The organism is Brevibacterium sp. SMBL_HHYL_HB1 (genome assembly GCF_018208375.1).
GTDB classification, from domain to species: Bacteria; Actinomycetota; Actinomycetes; order Actinomycetales; family Brevibacteriaceae; genus Brevibacterium; species Brevibacterium intestinavium.
Genome location: NZ_CP062936.1, coordinates 3,163,158 through 3,181,846, shown reverse-complemented (window position 1 = coordinate 3,181,846; position 18,689 = coordinate 3,163,158). Strand labels below are relative to the sequence as shown.

15 protein-coding genes are annotated in these 18,689 nt (G+C 66.9%); 10 read left to right on the top strand and 5 right to left on the bottom strand.

What is annotated here, in order from left to right; all coding sequences use genetic code 11:
* Nucleotides 1-59 precede the first annotated feature (59 nt).
* Nucleotides 60-1,670, top strand: coding sequence for a malate synthase A (gene aceB / locus IG171_RS14645; RefSeq protein WP_212128109.1), 1,611 nt, complete (start codon nt 60-62; stop codon nt 1,668-1,670).
* 75 nt (nt 1,671-1,745) lie between these two features.
* Here aceB and IG171_RS14640 read toward each other — a convergent pair whose 3' ends face one another.
* On the bottom strand, nt 1,746-2,435 hold the full coding sequence (locus tag IG171_RS14640) for a DUF664 domain-containing protein (RefSeq protein WP_249203723.1): 690 nt from the start codon (nt 2,433-2,435) through the stop codon (nt 1,746-1,748).
* Nucleotides 2,436-2,511: 76 nt separating this feature from the next.
* Here IG171_RS14640 and IG171_RS14635 point away from each other — a divergent pair, with 76 nt between their 5' ends.
* Entirely contained in the window at nt 2,512-3,549 is a 1,038-nt protein-coding gene (locus tag IG171_RS14635) for a WYL domain-containing protein (protein WP_212128108.1), read from the top strand.
* Between the two features lie 64 nt (nt 3,550-3,613).
* On the top strand, nt 3,614-4,003 hold the full coding sequence (locus tag IG171_RS14630; protein ID WP_212128107.1) for a universal stress protein: 390 nt from the start codon (nt 3,614-3,616) through the stop codon (nt 4,001-4,003).
* 33 nt (nt 4,004-4,036) lie between these two features.
* On the opposite strand, the gene IG171_RS14625 is transcribed toward IG171_RS14630, so the two are convergent.
* Complete coding sequence (locus IG171_RS14625; protein WP_249203722.1) at nt 4,037-7,060, bottom strand: FAD-binding and (Fe-S)-binding domain-containing protein; 3,024 nt, start codon at nt 7,058-7,060, stop codon at nt 4,037-4,039.
* A gap of 388 nt (nt 7,061-7,448) precedes the next feature.
* Between IG171_RS14625 and IG171_RS14620 the strand changes: the two genes are divergently transcribed.
* The 6 genes from IG171_RS14620 to IG171_RS14595 all read left to right on the top strand — a co-directional run bounded on the left by IG171_RS14620 (nt 7,449) and on the right by IG171_RS14595 (nt 13,708).
* Nucleotides 7,449-7,601, top strand: a complete 153-nt coding sequence (locus IG171_RS14620; RefSeq protein ID WP_162835613.1) for a hypothetical protein — start codon at nt 7,449-7,451, stop codon at nt 7,599-7,601.
* Between the two features lie 556 nt (nt 7,602-8,157).
* A complete protein-coding gene (locus IG171_RS14615) occupies nt 8,158-9,153 on the top strand; it encodes an inositol monophosphatase family protein (RefSeq protein ID WP_212128106.1) in 996 nt (331 codons plus the stop codon).
* Nucleotides 9,154-9,526: 373 nt separating this feature from the next.
* Entirely contained in the window at nt 9,527-10,519 is a 993-nt protein-coding gene (locus IG171_RS14610; protein ID WP_212128105.1) for an ABC transporter substrate-binding protein, read from the top strand.
* Nucleotides 10,520-10,534: 15 nt separating this feature from the next.
* Entirely contained in the window at nt 10,535-11,695 is a 1,161-nt protein-coding gene (locus tag IG171_RS14605) for an iron chelate uptake ABC transporter family permease subunit (RefSeq protein ID WP_349252121.1), read from the top strand.
* 1 nt (nt 11,696) lies between these two features.
* Nucleotides 11,697-12,956 carry an iron chelate uptake ABC transporter family permease subunit gene (locus tag IG171_RS14600; RefSeq protein ID WP_249203721.1) on the top strand — a complete coding sequence of 420 codons (1,260 nt, stop codon included), beginning with the start codon at nt 11,697-11,699 and terminating at the stop codon, nt 12,954-12,956.
* Nucleotides 12,953-13,708, top strand: coding sequence for an ATP-binding cassette domain-containing protein (locus IG171_RS14595; RefSeq protein ID WP_212128104.1), 756 nt, complete (start codon nt 12,953-12,955; stop codon nt 13,706-13,708). Before IG171_RS14600 ends, IG171_RS14595 begins: the two co-directional genes overlap by 4 nt.
* Here the strand turns inward: IG171_RS14595 and IG171_RS14590 are convergent.
* Nucleotides 13,702-14,175 (bottom strand): hypothetical protein, encoded by a 474-nt coding sequence (locus IG171_RS14590; RefSeq protein ID WP_212128103.1) that lies wholly within the window; start codon nt 14,173-14,175, stop codon nt 13,702-13,704. The genes IG171_RS14595 and IG171_RS14590 overlap by 7 nt on opposite strands.
* 116 nt (nt 14,176-14,291) lie before the next feature.
* Between IG171_RS14590 and IG171_RS14585 the strand changes: the two genes are divergently transcribed.
* Nucleotides 14,292-16,238 (top strand): amidohydrolase, encoded by a 1,947-nt coding sequence (locus IG171_RS14585; RefSeq protein WP_212128102.1) that lies wholly within the window; start codon nt 14,292-14,294, stop codon nt 16,236-16,238.
* A gap of 250 nt (nt 16,239-16,488) precedes the next feature.
* Here the strand turns inward: IG171_RS14585 and fabG are convergent, their stop codons facing one another.
* Together fabG and IG171_RS14575 are read right to left on the bottom strand one after the other, a co-directional pair.
* Nucleotides 16,489-17,295, bottom strand: coding sequence for a 3-oxoacyl-ACP reductase FabG (fabG, locus tag IG171_RS14580; protein ID WP_212128101.1), 807 nt, complete (start codon nt 17,293-17,295; stop codon nt 16,489-16,491).
* 95 nt (nt 17,296-17,390) lie between these two features.
* Nucleotides 17,391-18,554: an acyl-CoA dehydrogenase family protein gene (locus IG171_RS14575; RefSeq protein ID WP_212128100.1), complete on the bottom strand. Its 1,164-nt coding sequence runs from the start codon at nt 18,552-18,554 to the stop codon at nt 17,391-17,393.
* Between the last annotated feature and the right edge of the window lie 135 nt (nt 18,555-18,689).

The window sequence follows — 18,689 nt, the reverse complement described above, 5'->3', positions numbered from 1 at the left end:
TTCCACGCAGCACCACCACAGATTCCAGGCAGCACACTACGACGGGTGAGGAGAAGCCCATGTCTTACATCAAGATCAACGCGCCGCTCGAAACCGGCTTCGGCACCGTCCTCTCGGAGCCCGCACTGACGTTCATCGCGACTCTGCACGACGAGTTCGCCGGCACCATCAGCCAGCTGCTGCGCACGCGCCGGGCCCGTGCGGCCGAGATGAACGGCGGGACCCTGCCGCGGTTCAAGCCCGAGACCGCCCGCATCCGGGCCGACCGGTCCTGGACCGTCGCCGGCTCCGCCGGGGCTCCCGGTCTCGAGGACCGCCGCGTCGAACTCACCGGTCCCGTGACCGAACCCGAAGTCGTGGCTGCCCTGAACTCCCAGGCCAAGGTGTGGCTGGCCGATCTCGAAGACGCCACGAGCCCGACCTGGGCCAATGTCATCGGCGGTCAGCTCAACCTCTACCGCGCCATCCGCGGCCAGCTGCCCGGTGTCAGCAATGACAACCAGCCGACCATCGGACTGCGTCCCCGCGGCTGGCACCTGCCGGAGAAGCACCTGCTCTACGTCGACGACAACGGCGAGGAGTTCGCGACCTCCGGAGCACTCGTCGACTTCGGCCTGTACTTCTTCCACAACGCCCGCCACCTCATCAGCCACGGCTCCGGCCCGTACTTCTACCTGCCGAAGCTCGAGTCCTCGCAGGAGGCCCGGCTGTGGAACAAGATCTTCGTCCACGCCCAGAACAGCCTCGGCATCGAGCAGGGCACCATCCGGGCGACCGCGCACATCGAGACCATCACCGCGGTGTTCCAGATGGAGGAGATCCTCTTCGAGCTGCGCGAGCACTGCGCCGGACTCGAAGCCGCCGGCTGGGACTACCTGTTCTCCGTGGTCAAGAACCTGCGCAACACCAGCGACTACGTTCTGCCCGACCGGGAGCGCCTGACGATGGATCTGCCGCTGATGAAGGCCTTCACCGATCGCCTCGTCGCCACCTGCCACCGTCGCGGAGCGCATGCGATCGGCACGATGTCCAACCTCATGGCCGACCATCCGGACGAGGCCTTCGTGGCCGCCGAGTTCGCACGCATGCGTGAGGACAAGGCCCGCGAGGCCTGGCAGGGCTTCGACGGCACCTGGGTCGCCGACCCGGCCCTGGTGCCGGCAGCGCTGGCTGTCTTCGACGCCGCACTGGGATCGCGTCCCCACCAGCTGGAGAACAAGCGCCCCGACGTGCAGGTCACCAGCGAGAACATCCTCGACATCACCGGCCTCGAGCCGATCGTCACCGAACAGGGTGTGCGGATGAACATCCGTGTGGCCGTCGGATACATGAACGAATGGCTCGGCGGCAACGGGCACGTGGCGTTGGAGAACCAGCTCGAGGACGTCTCGACCGCCGAGATCTGCCGCTCGCAGATCTGGCAGTGGATCCACCACGAGGTGACCCTCGACAACGGTCGGCAGCTGACTCCTCATCTGGCCGAACGCTACCTCGGGGAGGAGTTGGCGGCGATGGAGCGTCGTCCCGATGACCACTTCGACGAGGCCGTGGAGATCTTCCGCGCCTCGGCGCTGGGGGAGACCTTCGCCGAATTCCTCACCATGCCGGCCTACACCGATCACCTGGTCGACAGGGTGTCGAAGACCGACGCCGAGGTGTTCGTCGCCTGAGCGCCCCTGTCTGTCCGAAGGCGGTATTGCATACTCTGCAATACCGCCTTCGGCGTGTGTGAGGACGTCGGCGGCTCAGCTGCCCTCGACCGTCTCGGCATGCTCGGGCGGCCAGGCCTCGCCGTCGGCTTCGGCGTTGAGCTGATAGGCGATTGCCCCGTCGATGGACTCGCGGATGATGTCGGCATGTCCGGCATGACGGGCGACCTCGGTGGCCAGGTGCCACAGGATCCAGCCGACGGTCATGACGAAATCCGCCGGCATCCACGGATTGCTCGGGACGCTGACCTCGGTGCGCAGGCTGATCCCGCGGTCCTCGACGGTCCGATGGGCGACCTCGATCTCTGCCACCGCCTTGTCGAAGACCGCCACCACGTCCTCGAGCGGCCGGTCGGGAACGGCGGTGCCATCGAACATGCCGTCGAGTCCGAGCTCGGCGTTGATCGCCGGGAAGTCCGAGAATTCGATGACGCGCTCGGGTTCCTTGACCTGCAGGAGCCAGCCGTTGACGACCTGCGCGACATGGGCGAGGAGCCCGGCGATGCTGAGCGGGCTGGCCGTCGGAGCGCGCCGCGCCTGCTCAGCGGACAGGCCCAGGGCCGTCACCCGGAGCTGCGCGCACTGGTGGGCCAGAAAGCTGAAGGCCGCGTCGGTCTCCGACGTGACCGAAGGAGCGAAGAAGGGCATGGTCTCTCCTGTTCGTCGACCGCCGTCATCGGCGGCGAGGGACGGTCGCTCCGCCCCATCGATCCCATCGTCTGCCATATTGCGGACATATACTGTCCTTATCGGCGAACGATCGCAGGCGATCTCCGGCGAAGGGCGAGTCAAGGTGATGGGAATGCCGGGCAATGCCAGACTGCTGTCGCTGCTGAGCGCCTTCGCCTCCGGACGGACCTTTTCAGCCGCCGAACTCGCCGCAGACTTCGCGGTCACCGCGCGCACGATCAGGTGTGACATCGCCGAACTCCGGGCCCTGGGCTACATCATCGCCTCCGTGCCGGGAACGGCCGGCGGCTACCGCGCGGAGTCACGGACGATGCTGCCGCCGCTCCAACTCGGATCGGGTGAAGCGCTGGCCACCGCCGTCGGTCTCGCCCTGCTGCGCGGGGCGGGGCTGAACACCCCGCATGCGGACTCGGCGGCCCGCAAACTCAGTGAGATGCTGCCCGCTCAGATGCGCGGGAGCCTCAACGACATCGGCACGGCGGTGTCCGTGCCGCAGGGCAACGTGCCCGGTATCGACATCGCCTCGGTCATCGCGCTCGCCTCGGCGATCAGCGGGCAGACGCTGGCGACCTTCGACTATACGGTCCCCGACCGTCGTGGACGCGGCCGTTCTTCGCCCCGCTCAGCAACCGCCGCCCCGCGCGGACGCCAGACCGTCGCCCCGGCCGAGACCGGCAGGCCGACCGAGAGCCGACGGGTCGAGCCGGTCCAGCTCGTCGTCCTCGGCGCGCACTGGTATCTCTTCGCCTGGGATCTCGTGCGCCGGGACTGGAGGGTCTTCCGGCTCGACCGGATGAGCGACGTCCACGCGACGACCCTCGAGTTCTCTCCACGGCCCCACCCCGACGCCGAGGCGGCCGTGAGCTCCGCGGTCACCACCGCCGCATACTCGCACACCGTCATCATCGGGATGCGGTCGACGGTCGCCGAAGCCGGTCAGTGGTTCTCCTCCCGAGCGGCGACCATCACCGAGGCGGCCGATGGTGTGCGCATCGCCTTCGGAATCGACGATCTGGCCACGGCGGCGACCCATCTCGCCATGATCCCGGTCCCGGTCGAGATCATCGACCCTCCTGAGCTGATCGATCAGATGGCGGCTCTGGCGCAGCGGGCGCAGTCGACGGCGGCGAATTCCGGCAAAGGACGGTGACTCGGCTGTCTCCGAGATGAGACCGGAATGAATGTTTCGGGCACCTGTCAATATACTGGGAGTCATGACGATTCTCATTGGCTACCTACCCGCTCCTGAGGGTGAGGCTGCTCTGCGTGCGGGGTTCGCGGAGGCCAAACTGCGGTCGAGCACTGCCGTCGTGATCAATTCACAGCGACGAGGTGCCAGCGGAACCCCGACCGAGATCGGTGAGGACGAGATCAAGCGAATCGTCGACCTCGGCAAGGAATCCGACATCGAGGTCGAGGTGCTCCAGCCCGACCACGAGGACGACCTGCCCGGGACTCTCAACGAACTGGCCGTCGAATACGAAGCCCAGCTCATCGTCATCGGACTGCGCAAACGCTCGGCGATCGGGAAGTTCATCCTCGGATCCCAGGCGCAGCGGATCCTCCTCGAGGCCGAAGTCCCGGTGCTGACCGCCAAGGCCTGAGGGCCCCTCGCCGAGGCGGCTCTCGAGTGCCCGTCAACGGCGCGGATCCAGCCCCCAACCCCAGGCGAGCAGTTCGGCCAATGACACACTTTCGGCGTCACTGAGATCCGTGATCTGAGTCCGGCACGAATAGCCGTCGGCGAGCACCACCTGCAGGCGCGACTCATCCGCCCCCGCCTCGGCGGTCTGGGAACGTGCCTGTTCGGACCGCGTCCGGGCGGCGGCCTGCTTGCGCAGGGCGGGCAGCAGGGCCACCTCGGCGACGGCGACCGAGGTCTCATAGTGCCCCTGTTCGACGCCGAAGTTCCCGGCCAGCCCGCAGCACCCGCCGAGGAACTGGGAGGTGACCCCCGCCCTGGCCAGCAGCTCCTTGTCCGCGGCGTTGCCGAAGATCGACGACTGGTGGCAGTGCGGCTGGACGAGCGCTTCGACGCCGGACAGGTCGGGCAGTTCGGCACCGATGCTCAGCAGGTACTGGGCCAGAGTCTGCACGCGGTCGGCCACCCTCGCCGAGGCCTCATCGGCGATGAGCTTGGCCGAATCGTCCTTGATCGTGGCGATGCAGGAGGGCTCGACGCCGACGATCGGCACATCGCCGGTGGCGTCCAGAGCCGTGATCGTCTCCGACAGGTTCGCCCGGGCGACGTCGAGCTGACCGGTCGAGATCAGCGGCAGACCGCAGCACACGGTCTGATCGATCACCCGCACGCTCACCCCGGCGTGTTCGAGCACGGCCACGGCCGCGGCGAGGATGCGCGGGGCGAAGTGGTTCGACCAGGAATCGGCGAACAGGACGACCTCGTCCGTCTTCCGGGTCCCGCCCGTCAGCGTTCCCGCCGACGGTTCCCCCGCCTCGGCGGGCGGCGGGGTCTGTGACCGATTCGAACGCGGAGCCGCCTCGGCGGTGGTCGTCCACCACTTGCGGAAGGTCGTGGCAGCGAACTGCGGGATCGACCGGCGGGCATCGATGCCGCCGATCCGCTTCGCCAGCTGCCCGAACCCGGGCAGCCGCGAGATCCGGTTGACCACCGGCGCCATGGGAGTCGACAGCCGAGCCAGCTGCGGAAGGAAGCCGAGGACGTAATGCGCCATCGGCCGCAGCTTGCCCCGATACGACTGGTAGAGGACCTCGGCCTTGTAGGTGGACATATCCGTCCCGGTCGGGCACTCGGTGCCGCAGGCCTTGCACGACAGGCACAGGTCGAGCGCCTCGTGGACCTCGGGGGAGTCCCACCGCGGTTCGAGCAGGTCCCCGGACACCATCTCCTGCAGCACCCGGGCGCGCCCCCTCGTCGAATGCCGCTCATCGCGGGTGGCCTGGTAGGACGGGCACATGATGTCGCCGGCCGCGGCCGTGTCCGCCCGGCACTTGCCGATCCCGGTGCACCGGTGCACCGCTGAGACGAAGCCGGCGGACTCGCCCTGGTAGGCCATGGCCAGCTTCCCGGGCAGCTCCTGGCGCAGGGGCAGCTGAGTCAGCCGGACGGATTCGTCGAGCGCGTCGGGATCGACGATGACTCCGGGATTGAGCAGATGCTGCGGGTCGAACAGGCGTTTGACCTGAGTGAACAGATCGAGCGCCGCGGGCGGGTACATGAGGCTGAGCAGCTCTGAGCGCGCCCGACCGTCCCCGTGCTCACCGGAGACCGAACCGCCGTAGCGCGCCACGAGCTTGGTCGCCGCGACCATGAAGTCGCGCATCACCTGCTGCCCGTTCGGAGCCTCGAGCGGGAAGTCCACACGCATGTGCAGGCAGCCGTCACCGAAGTGTCCATAGGGGATGGCCCACAGGCCGTGCTCGTCGAGCAGATCCATGAGGTCATGCAGATAATCGCCGAGGTGGTCGACCGGAACCGCCGAATCCTCCCATCCGGCGTGGGCGTCGCGGCCGTCGGGGGTACGGGAGACGAGGCCGGCGCCGTCGGCGCGGATGGCCCACACCTCGGCGGCGGCCGCGGCGTCGAGGACCGCGGAGTCCAGCGACTTCGATTCGGAGATGAGCCGCTGGGTCTCCCGCTCGAGCTCGGGCTCGTCCTCACCGGTGAGTTCGACGACGAGCCATCCGGCGCCTTCGGGCAGGGACGGGATCGCCTCGGCGCCCTTGGTGTCGATGACGCGGGCGAGCATGCGTGAGTCGAGGCCCTCGCAGGCGGCGACGGGGAAGTCCTTCAAAAGCGGAGCGTCGTGGGCGGCAGCGACCATGTCCTCGTAGCCGAGCACCACCGCCGAGGTGAAGCTCGGGTCCTTGACCAGGCGCATCTTCGCGGCCAGGACGATGCCCCAGGTGCCCTCGGTGCCGGCGAAGGCGCGCCGCAGATCGAAGCCGTTCTCCGGCAGCAGGGATTCGAGCCCGTACCCGGAGACCTGGCGGGAGAACGTGCCGAAGTGGGTCCGGACGGTTCCGAGATTCTTCGCGATCAGTTCGTGGAGTCGGGGGAAGGTCTCGGAGCTGTCCGTGTCATCGAGGGTGACGACGGTGCCGTCGACGAGCATGACCTTCAGCGCGAGGATGTTGTCGCCGGTGCGCCCGTAGCCCATGGCCCGAGGGCCGCAGGCGTTGTTGCCGATCATCCCGCCGATCGTGCAGCGCGTATGCGTGGACGGGTCGGGGCCGAAGCGCAGACCGTGCGGCTTGGCTCTCTTCTGCAGGTCGGCGTGGATGCAGCCGGCCTCGACCCAGGCCGACTGCTCGGCCGGGTCGAGATCGACGACGGCATTCATATGGCGGGAGAAGTCGATGACGATGCCGCGGCCGATCGCGTTGCCGGCGATCGAGGTCCCGGCCCCGCGGCTGGTGATCGACACCCCGAGGCGGCGGGCGATGGTGAGGATGCGACGCACTTCGTCCTCGTCGTATGGGAAGGCGATCGCGGCGGGGACGAGTCGGAAGAGAGAGGCGTCGGAGGAGAAGGCGGCTCGCTCGGTGCCCTCGATGCTGAAGTCGCGGATGCCTGCGGCACGGAACTCGGCCGCGAGTGTGGTGGGCAGCGTCGTCGTGGACTCGTCATCATCGACGGTCGCCCGATTCGCGCCTGTGGGATGGGCCATTGTCGTCATGTCCGCATTGTGCCACTTGGGTCGGCGGAGTATCGAGCCCCTCTCCCGGCAGTCCCGGGGCCCCGCGCTCGGCGGCACTCGTGTTGAGCGCTGCGGGCCGTGCGCAGTCATCCTCAACACCCGCGAACGTTATCGATTCGTTATGCGACAAGCTCAGAACGGCGCCCAGCGGTGCCATTGATTCCAATATCCGGGAATTCTTGGTGTATTGACATATTCGTGGTATCTAATGGGACTACACCAATTCGTGGCAACGGGCCACAGCACAAATGCAAGGGAAGAAACCATGTCGCGTCGAGCTCGTGAATTGACAGTTGATCAGACGGCATTAGTCGGTGTTGTCAGAAAGGTCGCTCGTCAGCGATCGAAAATCAACACGGACTACGTGATGGCCATTCTGCGTGCGCGCGAAGAGGGGGCGACCTTCGGAGCGATCGCCGAGGCTGCCGGAACCTCCTCGCAGGCCGTGCAGGAGATCGTGCGCAGGCACGGACCGGTGAAGCGCAGCGAACCGAAAGCGGGAGTCGCAGACCCGGTCTGACCCCGAGGAGACGAGGTCGAACCGGTCTCGTCCGCTCTCTGGAGTGTTCGCCCTTCCCGCGACTGCCCGGGGCGGTGATCCATGAACGACATGGGTCACCGCCCTTGTGCGTTCCATGGGTGTTCGCCGACCGTTCGGTGGTCGATTTCCATCACTGTTCTATAACAAGAGATCTTATTGAGTGCTTAAAGCGCCCGGTGGGTGCATAATCGCGCGGACGGGTTTGCGCAGCCGGCAGAGAAACCTCGCTCCGAATGCGCGGATCCGTGCTCGTGAAAGTTCGGTTCCAGGCAATCGTGAACAGTATCCCCAGGCGTCCTCCGAGTGCGCTGAATTGTCGAAGAATCGTGGTCGTCAGCCGGCGTCGGGCGGCTTAGATACAAAAAGTACATACTCGGCGCAGTATTGCAGTCTTGTTACAGAGGCGGCCCGGGTGCTTGTGACCGATGTGGCCTGGACGGCGGGGTGCCGCGAGGCCGCCGAGTGGTCGGGGTGCCGGCGTCCGCCCAGCAGACCGGTCCGCCGGTGTGGTGGCAGCGGTGTCTAGAGTGGCGGTATGAGTCCTGAGTCTGATTTCCTGCCCACTGAGATCGCCGATCTGCCTCTGCTGCGCATCGCCTCTGACTTATCCGCCATGGCGTGGGAGCAGATGACCGCCTGGCGCGGATCCCTGGGTGCGAGCCTCGATGAGTCCGTGGTCGATACGAAGTCCTCGCCGAATGACCTGGTCACTCTCGCCGATGCGCAGATCGAGTCCCTCGTTCGGGGCTTTCTCGCAGAGGTCAGGCCGAATGACCTCATGGTCGGAGAAGAGGGCGCGGCCGCTCTCGACCCGGTCGAGTTCTTTCCGGAGGAGTTCCTGGCCGAACTCAGCTGCTTCGATCAGGAGGTCGGCAGGCTCGTCGAGCAGAGCGAGCCGGGCTCGCGCCTCGAGTGGCACGTCGACCCGATCGACGGGACTGTCAACTATGTCCGCGGCATCGAACACCATGCCTTCTCCGTCGGTGTCTGCCTGCCCGCGCCGGACGGTTCGCATGAGGCCGGGGGAGAGGCAGTCGGGGGAGAGGGGACACCCGCTGGGCGGCCCGACCGGCGACGCTGGCTGTTCGGCCTGGTGGCCTCTCCCGGCCTGAATGCGACGTGGCTCGGCGCTGAAGGGCTCGGCTCGTATCGCGTCGAGGGTCGCGTGGGCTCCGAATCGCTTCCGGCGCAGCGTCTGCACGGAACGCCCGCCGGACTGTCCGGACGGCTGCTCGCCACGGGTTTCGCCTACACCGGCAGCAATCGCGGGCCGCAGCTGGCGAAACTCGAGAACCTGATGGACGGCTACGACGACATCCGCCGCTGCGGGGCCGCCTCCGTGGATCTGTGCATGGTGGCCGAGGGCAAGGTCAACAGCTATGCCGAACGCGGACTGGGGATCTACGACTATGCCGGCGGAGCGATCATCGCCGAGGAGGCCGGCATCAAGGTCGTGCGCGGAGGCGGAGGCGGACCGACCGCCGCGGCCGCCACCCAGGCCGAGGTCGAACGACTCATCGCTGCGATCTGAAGCCTGTCCTCCAGCGGCCCTGTGAGGGCTTGAGGGCAGTCGGGCCGGTCGACTGCCCGGGCCCAGACCGGTGCCCGCCCCTCCAGGGCTCCGGCCCGTGCGGAGGTACCGCCCTCCCAGGGCTCCGGCTCGCGCGGAGACTCCGGCCCGCGTTCACCTGCGCCCGCAGCCTCGGGCCGCGCCTGTGCAAACCGGACCGCGCCTGTGCAAGCCGGACTGCGGCCGTTCGGCTGCGCTTTCGATCACAACCGCAGTGAATGTGACGTGGATAACGAAACACTTTTTTGACTTTATTTATGAAGCCTAGGCTAAGCTAATTGCCAGAGTGTGTACATGCTTCTCCAACCCGAAGATTGCAGGAAGTAGGTTCCCTATGGTTTCGTCACGTCTACAGCTCAGCGCTCTGGCCGGCGTCTTTGCCCTCACCCTGGCGGGCTGCGGCTCGTCCGGCTCCGATGAGAGCCAGGCCAGCGCCGAAGGCTCCGGCAGCACCATCGAGGTCGAGGACAACAACGGCACACAGACCGTCGCCAGCCCTCCCGAGTCCGTCGTCGCCAATGACAACCGCACCTTCGAGACTCTCGACACCTGGGGCGTCGAGCTCAGTGCCGGTGCCGTCTCGCTCATGCCCGACGACCTCAGCTACACCGAGGACGACTCGATCCTCGACCTCGGCTCCCACCGCGAGCCCGACCTCGAGAAGGTCGTCGAGGCCGAGCCCGACCTCATCGTCAACGGCCAGCGCTTCTCCCAGTACCACGACGACCTGGCCAAGCTGGCGCCGGATGCGACCATCCTCGAACTCGATCCTCGCGACGATGAGGACTTCGACGAGGAGCTCAAGCGCCAGACGACCGTCCTCGGCGAGGTCTTCGACAAGCAGGACGAGGCGAATGAGCTCATCGAGGACTTCGACGCCTCGATCGAGCGCGCCCGCGAGGCCTACAACGGCGAGGACAAGGCCATGGGGCTGATCACTTCGGCCGGTGACATCGGCTACTCCGCGCCCTCGGTCGGCCGGACCGTCGGACCGGTCTTCGACATCCTCGATCTGAACCCGGCCCTCGAGGTCGAAGAAAGCAGTGAGGACCACCAGGGCGACGACGTCTCGGTCGAGGCCATCGCCGATTCGAACCCCGAGCTCATGATCGTCATGGACCGTGACGCCTCCTTCGCCCCCGAGGACCGCGACGAGGGCTCGGCCCCCGCAGCAGAGGTCCTCGAGGACTCGGAAGCGCTGAAGAACGTCCCCGCGATCGAGGACGACAACATCGTCTACTTCCCCGAGGACACCTACCTCAATGAGGGAATCCAGACCTACACCGAGTTCTTCAACACCTTCGCTGACAAGCTCGAAGACAAGTAAGGTCCGCACCAGCGCATGACACGAGCACTACGCCGCACTGCCGGCACCGGTCAACCCGGTGCCGGCAGTCGCACGTCCATCACCGAATCGGCCGACCGATCAGCGCCCCCCGCCGAAGACGGATCCCGCACCTCCGGCGCCCTTGCCGCCCCGGGGGTTCGGCGGGGCCGGCCCGCCGGGCGCAGAGCCGGCGAAACCGACGCCGGGGAACCCGCCTCGGCGCTGGTGGGACAGCTGCTGAACTGGAAGTTCCTGCTCAGCGTCCTCGGTGTCCTGGCCCTGCTCGCCGCCTCGCTGCTGACCGGTGTCTACGACATCTTCGGCGGTGACGGCGGGGCAGAGATGTTCCAGATCACCCGTGTCCCGCGCACCATCGCCCTCGTCCTTGCGGGCGCGGCGATGGCGATGTGCGGGCTCGTCATGCAGCTGCTGACTCAGAACCGCTTCGTCGAGCCGACGACGACGGGTACGACGGAATGGGCCGGGCTCGGTCTCATGCTCACCGTCATCGTCTATCCCGACGCCTCGATCCTCGCGCGGATGATCGGAGCGATCATCGCCGCGTTCATCGGCACCATCATCTTCTTCCTCTTCCTCCGCCGCGTCTCGCTCAAGTCCTCGCTCATCGTGCCGATCATCGGCATCATGCTCGGAGCGGTGGTCGGGGCGATCTCGACCTTCGTGGCCGTCCAGACGGACATGCTCCAGAGCCTGGGCATCTGGTTCGCCGGCAGCTTCACCTCGATCCTGCGCGGACAGTACGAGGTGCTGTGGATCGTCGCCCTCGTCGTCGTCGCCGTGTTCGTCACCGCCGATCGCTTCACCGTCGCCGGCCTGGGCAAGGAGATCGCGACGAACGTCGGCCTCAACTACAACCGGATCATCCTCATCGGCACGATCCTCGTGGCCATCGCCACGGGAGTCGTCACCGTCGTCGTCGGCAACCTGCCGTTCCTCGGACTCATCGTGCCCAACATCGTGTCGATGCTGCGCGGCGACGATCTGCGCAGCAACCTGCCGTGGGTGTGTCTGCTGGGCATCGCGATCGTCACGGTCTGCGATCTCATCGGCCGCATCATCGTCATGCCGTTCGAGGTGCCGGTGTCTCTCATCCTCGGAGTCGTCGGTGCCGCAGTGTTCGTCGCTCTCCTCATGCGTGCACGGAAGAAGGGCTGAGATGAACGATATGACTTCCACCGGAACCGCCCACGTCCGGGAGGCGACCGAGTCCCGGCCGCCCGCCGAGGCGGTGCCTGCGCGCACCCGCCCGACCGAAGCACCTGCATCGTCGATCGTTGACGCGGCTGCGAGCTCACCCGATCGCTCGGCCGCGGCCACGCCCGAGCGGTCGACTGAGGCCACGTCTGAGCGGTCGGCCGAGGCCACGTCTGGGACGGGCGCGCGGCCGCCTCGGCGAACGGGCACTCATGCACGCGAACGATCGGCGGGATCGCTGCCGACGGTCCGGGCACGGCGGCGCTACTGGGCGATCATGGCCGGTCTGGTCGTCACCTCGGCGGCGGTCGCACTCGGGCTCCTGGCCTGGGACAATCCGATGCCGATCACCGATGACGGGTTCTGGCTCATCGCTCAGCTGCGGATGAAGAACCTCGTCGTCCTCGCCATCGTCGCCCTCAGCCAGGCCTTCGCCACGGTCGCCTTCCAGACGGTGACGAACAACCGGATCATCACGCCCTCGATCATGGGCTTCGAATCGCTCTACGTCGCGATCCAGACCGGGGCGATGTACTTCTTCGGTGTCACCGCCATCGTCGACCTCAAGGGGCTGACGCCCTTCGCCATCCAGCTGGTGGTCATGGTCGGGCTGTCCTTGGCGCTCTACGGCTGGCTGCTGTCCGGCCGGTACGGAAGCGTGGCGATCATGCTGCTCATCGGCGTCGTCATCGGCGGCGGGCTCGGCTCGATCGCGACGTTCATGCAGAGGACGCTGACGCCGAGCGAATTCGACATCCTCTCCGCCCGGCTGTTCGGCTCGATCGCGAACTCGGACTCGGCGTACCTGCCGCTGGCGATCCCGCTGTGCGTGCTCGCCTGCATCGCGATCTTCGCCAGCTCGGGCCGGCTCAACGTCCTCGCGCTGGGACGGGACACCACGAGCAATCTGGGACTGAACCACAGGTTCGAGATGATGAAGATCCTCTTCTTCGTCTCCATCCTCATGGCCGTGTCCGTGTCGATGATCGGACCGATGGTCTTCCTCGGCTTCCTCGTCGCGATGCTCGCCTACCAGTTCTCCGACACCTACGACCACAAGTACATCCTGCCCATGGCCGCGCTCATCGCGTTCACGATCCTCGGCGGGGCGTACTTCATCATGAAGAACATCTTCTACGCCCAGGGCGTCGTCTCGATCATCGTCGAGGTCGTCGGCGGCGTGGCATTCCTCATCGTCATCATGAGAAAGGGACGCCTGTGATCACACTGAGCGAGGTCCGCAAATCCTACAGCGACGAGGTCGAGATCGGGCCCGTCGACCTGCAGATCCCGGCCGGGGGAGTCACCGCGCTGGTCGGGCCCAACGGGGCCGGCAAGTCGACGCTGCTGACCATGGTCGGACGGCTGCTCGGCCTCGACGAGGGCGCGATCGAGATCGCCGGCTTCGATGTCGCCTCGACGAAGTCGAAGGACCTGGCGAAGGTCGTGTCGATCCTGCGTCAGGAGAACCACTACATCACGCGCCTGACGATCCGACAGCTCGTCGGCTTCGGCCGCTTCCCCTATTCGAAGGGGCGGCTGACCCGCAAGGACGAGGAGATCATCTCGGAGGCGATCGACTTCCTCGAGCTCGGCGACCTCGAGGAGCGCTTCATCGACGAGCTCTCAGGCGGTCAGCGCCAGCGCGCCTATGTGGCGATGGTGCTCGCCCAGGACACGGACTACGTGCTCCTCGACGAGCCGCTGAACAATCTCGACATGAAGCATTCGGTGCAGATGATGCAGCACCTGCGGCGGGCCGCTGCGGAGATGGGGCGCACGATCGTCATCGTCCTCCACGACATCAACTTCGCCGGCCACTACGCCGACCACATCTGCGCTGTGAAGCAGGGCAGGGTCGTCGAGTTCGGCAGTCCCGAGCAGATCATGACCGGAGAGGTGCTCTCCCGCGTCTTCGACACCCCCGTCGAGGTCATCGACGGACCCCGCGGCCGCCTGGCCGTGTACTACTGAGGCCGGATCGTCACCCAGCGACGGACGGCCAGGACGAGGGCGGCGACGAGGCCGACGATGAGCAGACCGTCAGCGGCGATGTAGAACAGGTGCAGCGCCGAACCGCCGTCGTCGATCCCGGCGAGCACGGCATCGGTGCGCCGGTTGAGCAGGGGCCGGATGACGACGACTTTGATGATGAGCACGGCGAGGAGGCCGCTGGCCACCGACCGATAGGCACGGCCGACACCGTTCTTCAGCATCGCCCACAGCAGGATCACTCCGATCACCAGCTCCACCCAGTTCATGACTCCGAAGACCAGGCGCCCGATGCCCAGCCCGAGCGGGATCGTGATGCCCGGGGCGGTGAATTTCAGCGGCGCTTCGATGAGCGAGATGCCGATGATGAGCCCGAGCCAGACGGCGGGCAAGATGATGCGCGCGCCCGCGGCCAGGCGCGAATCGCCGGTGCTGAGGAAATGTGCCATGCCCGTGATTCTACTCCCCGTAGAAACCGGTCGGGGAGAGCGCGGAACGGCCTCCCGCCGCACCCGGGGCCGAGGGGTCGACCGCGCCGGTGATCGGCCACTCTAGACTGGTGGTCATGCGTCTGTTCTCCAACGCCGTCGTGCGCACTTTCGCACCCCCGGTCGATTCGGACACCCCCGAATTCTGCGATCCTGCGACACCGCCTCCGGATGCGATCCTCGTCGACGGCGAGACGATCGTGGCCGTCGGCACCAGGGCCGAGCTGCTCGACATCGCGGCCGCGGAATCATCGACCACGGCGGCGCTCGCCTCGGCGGGTGGGGTCGGAGCGACCGCGGTCATCCCCGGGCTTGAGATCGAGGAGATCGACTGCGACGGGCAGATCATCCTCCCTGGCTTCGTCGACGGACACATGCACTCGATCGCCTACGCGAACTCGATCGAGGAGCTCGATCTGTCGCAGACGCGATCACTGGCCGAGGCGGTCGACGCGATCCGCGAACGTGCCCTGACGATGCCGGTGGGTGAGTGGGTCGTCGGTTCCGGATGGGACCTCAACAAATGGGACGACCCTCGCCACCCGGACCGAGAGCTGCTCGACCAGGCAGTGCCCGACCACCCGGTGGCCATGTGGTCACTCGACCTCCACACGCTTTGGACGAATGCCCATGCCCTCGAGATCGCCGGCATCGACGCACTCACGGCCGACCCCTGGGGCGGAGAGTTCGTCCGCGACCAGGACGGTGAGCTGACCGGGCTCATCCGCGAGGACGCCACCGACCTGGTGGCCAGGTTCATCCCCGAGCCCTCGCGCGAGGAACAGGTCGAACGCCTCGACCGCACGCAGAAGCTGTTCCTGTCCCAGGGACTGACCGGCATCCACGATTTCGACGGCATCTCCTCGACGCTGGGCTGGAACGATCTGCGCGAAGCGGATCGGCAGCACATCCGGGTCACGCAGCACCTGCGCGGCAATGAGGTTCCGTGGGCGATCGAGACCGGTTGGCACACCGGAGACGGAGATGACTGGCTGCGCCGAGGCGGCCTCAAGCTCTTCTCCGACGGAGCGTTGGGCTCACACACGAGCCATATGTCCTCCCCGTTCCCCGCACCGGAGTCATCCGAGGCTGCTGCGGGTGCGGGCACTGCGTCCGACGCGAGCGCAGCGCCCGACGCGGGCACGGATGCGGACGGAGTGGCCCTCGGCGGCGATGCGCCCGCGGACGGAGTCCACACCTATCCGGGAACGGTGCCCGAGGAGATTCTCGACGGCGACCCCGCCGAGGCGAACTACGGCATCGCGCAGATGTCCGAAGACGATCTGTTCGAGAACGCCAAGTGGGCCACGGAAGCGGGCATCTCGGTGGCGATCCACGCGATCGGCGACCAGGCCAACCACCATGTGCTCAATGTCTTCGAACGCCTGCGCGAGACCACGCGCGAGGCCGAGCAGCGGCTCGACCGGCCCCTGCGCCACCGGGTCGAACACGCCCAGTTCATCCGGGCCGAGGACCTCGCCCGCTTCGCCGAACTCGACGTCATCGCCTCGATGCAGCCGCGCCACTGCATCTCGGACCTGCATCTGCTCCACCTCATCGACGAATCCGCTCACCTGGCCGCCTACGCCTGGCCGGACCTGCTCGCGGCAGAGGCGCAGGTGGTCTTCGGCTCCGATGGTCCGGTCGAGCCCGCGAATCCCTTCGCCGCGATCTATGCGGCGATGACCAGGGCCGACATCTCCGGGGACGCGTCCACGAGCTTCCAGCCCGAGCGCCGCCTGTCCGCCGTCGAAGCCATCCGTCTGCACACGCAGGGACCCGCGTTCGCCGCCGGGCTCGAGAACCGCCGAGGCTACCTGGCCGCCGGCATGGACGCCGACTTCATCGTCGTCGACACCGACCCCTGCGCCGCCGAAGGGCTGAACCCCAAGGCGGCCGCGCATGGGACGAACGGACTGCTCGGCTACGCTTCCGAAGAAGCCCTCTTCGCCCACGCCGAGGCGATCCGGGACACCCGCGTGGTCATGACCGTCGTCGGCGGCGAGGTCAAGTACCGAGCCTGAACTCGCGTCCAGCCACCGCGTCCGCGCGGGGGCACCGAACCTGCACGCGGGGAGACCGAGCCTGCTCGCGAGGGCAGACCCGCCTCCGCGCCGGTGGGCAGGCCCGCCTCGGCGCCGATGGGCAGGGATTTCGCGGGAGACGAATGTTGATTTACCGGCCAGTAACCTACATTCGTCTCCCGCAGAATCAGGCTCGCTAACCTCAGTCCCAGTCCCCAGTCCCACTCCGTTCAGCGCCGTAGCCAGGCGGTCAGATGTGACGGCCGCCGGAGATCTCGGTGACGGTGCCCGTGAGGTAGCTCGACAGGCCGGAGGCGAGGAACAGGACCACCGAGGCGACCTCCTCCGGTTCACCGGCACGGCCCAGGGGGATGTCGGCGAGCTTCGAGTCGATGGCGTGCTGCGGCATGGCCTGCGTCATCGCGGTGTTGATGAAGCCGGGCTGGATGGCATTGATGCGGATGTTCTTGAACGCGACCTCCTTGGCCACGGCCTTCGTCATGCCGACGATGCCGGCCTTCGCCGCCGAGTAGTTCGACTGGCCGAGGTTGCCGACCTTGCCGCTGATCGAGGACACGTTGACGATCGAACCCCCGCGGTCCTGCTCGCGCATGAGACCGGTGGCGACCTTGAGCCCGTTCCACGTGCCGCGCAGGTGGACGGAGATGACATCGTCGAACTGCTGCTCGGTCATCTTCCGGATGGTCGCGTCCCGCGTGATGCCGGCGTTGTTGACCCAGATGTCGACGCCGCCGAAGATTCGCGAGGCGGCATCGGCGAGCTTCTCGACGTTCTCCAGCGAGGACACATTGCACACGATGCCGGCCGCCGACTCGGTCCCGCCGAGCTCCTCGACGGCGGTCGCCAAGCTGTTCTCATTCATATCCCCGAGGACGACCTTCGCCCCGGAATCGACGAGGCTGCGGGCCATGGCCAGGCCCAGTCCCTGCGCACCGCCGGTGACGACGGCCACCTTGCCGGTCAACAGGCCGGGGATGGCGGCGACTCCGCCGGTTTCGGTGGTGGTGATCGATGCGGTGCCGGGTGTCTCGGTCATGGAGATTCCTTTCGTCGACGCTAGTTTTTGTGAGAGGCGTGAAAGCGAGGTTCCTGCGAGAGGTGAGCTCCCGGGGGTGTTGGGTCAGTTCGAGGCTACAGATTGAACTGGGACTTGTGCGCGCCCTTGATCAGCTGCCGGGCGATGACGACGCGTTGGACCTCCGAGGTTCCTTCGTAGATCCGGAACAGCCGGGCGTGGCGGTAGAAGCGCTCGACCGCGGATTCGCGCATATAGCCCATCCCGCCCTGGATCTGCACGCCCTTGTCCGCGATGCGAGCCAGCGCTTCGGAAGCGAAGAGCTTCGCCGAGGAGGGGCCGAGCTTGCGGTCGGTCCCGGCATCCCAGCGCTGTGCGGCCGAGAGCACGAGGGACTTCGCGGCGGCGGTGTCGGTGTAGATGTCGGCGAGCATCGCCTGGACGAGCTGGAACCGGGAGATCGGCTCTCCGCCCTGTTTCGCCTCGGCGGCGAAGCGCACGGACTCGTCGAGGATGCGGATGGACTGACCCACGCAGATCGCGGCGATGTGCAGACGCCCCTTGTTCAGTGAGGCCATGGCCGCATAGAAGCCCTTCTCCTCCTCACCGCCGATGAGATCGGCAGCGGGGACGCGGACGTCGTCGAAGTAGATCTCCGAGGTCCACGCTCCGGCCTGGCCCATCTTGTGATCGTGCGGCCCGACGGTCACTCCATCGGACTTCGTGGGCACGAGGAAGACCGATATGCCCTTCGACCCGGCAGCATTCGGGTCCGTGCGGGCGAAGACGATGAGCACATCGGAGGCCTCGGCGTTGGTGATGAAGCGCTTGCTGCCGTTGATGATGTAGTCATCGCCGACGCGTTCGGCCTTCGTCCGCAGGCCCGAGGGGTCGGATCCTGCCTCGGACTCGGTGAGGGCGAAGGAGGCGACGACGTCCCCGGAGGCCAGGCGAGGCAGCCACTCGGACTTCTGCTCGTCCGTGCCGTAGTTGACGAGGACCTGGCCGGCGATGCCGTTGTTCGTGCCGAACAGCGAGCGGAAGGACGGGGTGGTGTAGCCGAGTTCCATAGCCAGCAGCGCATCCTGCTCGGCGTTCAGTCCCAAGCCGCCGTATTCCTCGGGCAGGGCCCACCCGAAGAGGCCCATCTCTGCGGATTCGGCGATGATCGACTCGGGGAAGGCGTCGTCGTCTTCGACCTGTGTCTCGAGCGGGACGACCTTCTCGCGGACGAATTCGCGAACGGCGGCCAGGATGTCGTCGAGTTCCGTGCTGTCCATGGTTCCTCTCCTTCGGGGCGGTGGACTTCAGCTGATCCGCGCTACCGGACGGCGGTCAGGCTCCGGCGCTGCAGTGCGCCAGGGCGGTCATCATGGTCCGTTCTCGAACTGTTTTGTGGCTCATCCCACATTAGC

Bases quoted from the DNA above. Each gene is read 5' to 3' on its own strand.
- IG171_RS14620 (WP_162835613.1), top strand. From the start codon at position 7,449: ATGGCCATTCTGCGTGCGCGCGAAGAGGGGGCGACCTTCGGAGCGATC.
- IG171_RS14585 (WP_212128102.1), top strand. From the start codon at position 14,292: ATGCGTCTGTTCTCCAACGCCGTCGTGCGCACTTTCGCACCCCCGGTC.
- IG171_RS14590 (WP_212128103.1), bottom strand. From the start codon at position 14,175: ATGGCACATTTCCTCAGCACCGGCGATTCGCGCCTGGCCGCGGGCGCG.
- aceB (WP_212128109.1), top strand. From the start codon at position 60: ATGTCTTACATCAAGATCAACGCGCCGCTCGAAACCGGCTTCGGCACC.
- IG171_RS14600 (WP_249203721.1), top strand. From the start codon at position 11,697: ATGAACGATATGACTTCCACCGGAACCGCCCACGTCCGGGAGGCGACC.
- IG171_RS14605 (WP_349252121.1), top strand. From the start codon at position 10,535: ATGACACGAGCACTACGCCGCACTGCCGGCACCGGTCAACCCGGTGCC.
- IG171_RS14635 (WP_212128108.1), top strand. From the start codon at position 2,512: ATGCCGGGCAATGCCAGACTGCTGTCGCTGCTGAGCGCCTTCGCCTCC.
- IG171_RS14625 (WP_249203722.1), bottom strand. From the start codon at position 7,060: ATGACGACAATGGCCCATCCCACAGGCGCGAATCGGGCGACCGTCGAT.
- IG171_RS14615 (WP_212128106.1), top strand. From the start codon at position 8,158: ATGAGTCCTGAGTCTGATTTCCTGCCCACTGAGATCGCCGATCTGCCT.
- IG171_RS14640 (WP_249203723.1), bottom strand. From the start codon at position 2,435: ATGGCAGACGATGGGATCGATGGGGCGGAGCGACCGTCCCTCGCCGCC.
- fabG (WP_212128101.1), bottom strand. From the start codon at position 17,295: ATGACCGAGACACCCGGCACCGCATCGATCACCACCACCGAAACCGGC.
- IG171_RS14575 (WP_212128100.1), bottom strand. From the start codon at position 18,554: ATGGACAGCACGGAACTCGACGACATCCTGGCCGCCGTTCGCGAATTC.
- IG171_RS14630 (WP_212128107.1), top strand. From the start codon at position 3,614: ATGACGATTCTCATTGGCTACCTACCCGCTCCTGAGGGTGAGGCTGCT.
- IG171_RS14610 (WP_212128105.1), top strand. From the start codon at position 9,527: ATGGTTTCGTCACGTCTACAGCTCAGCGCTCTGGCCGGCGTCTTTGCC.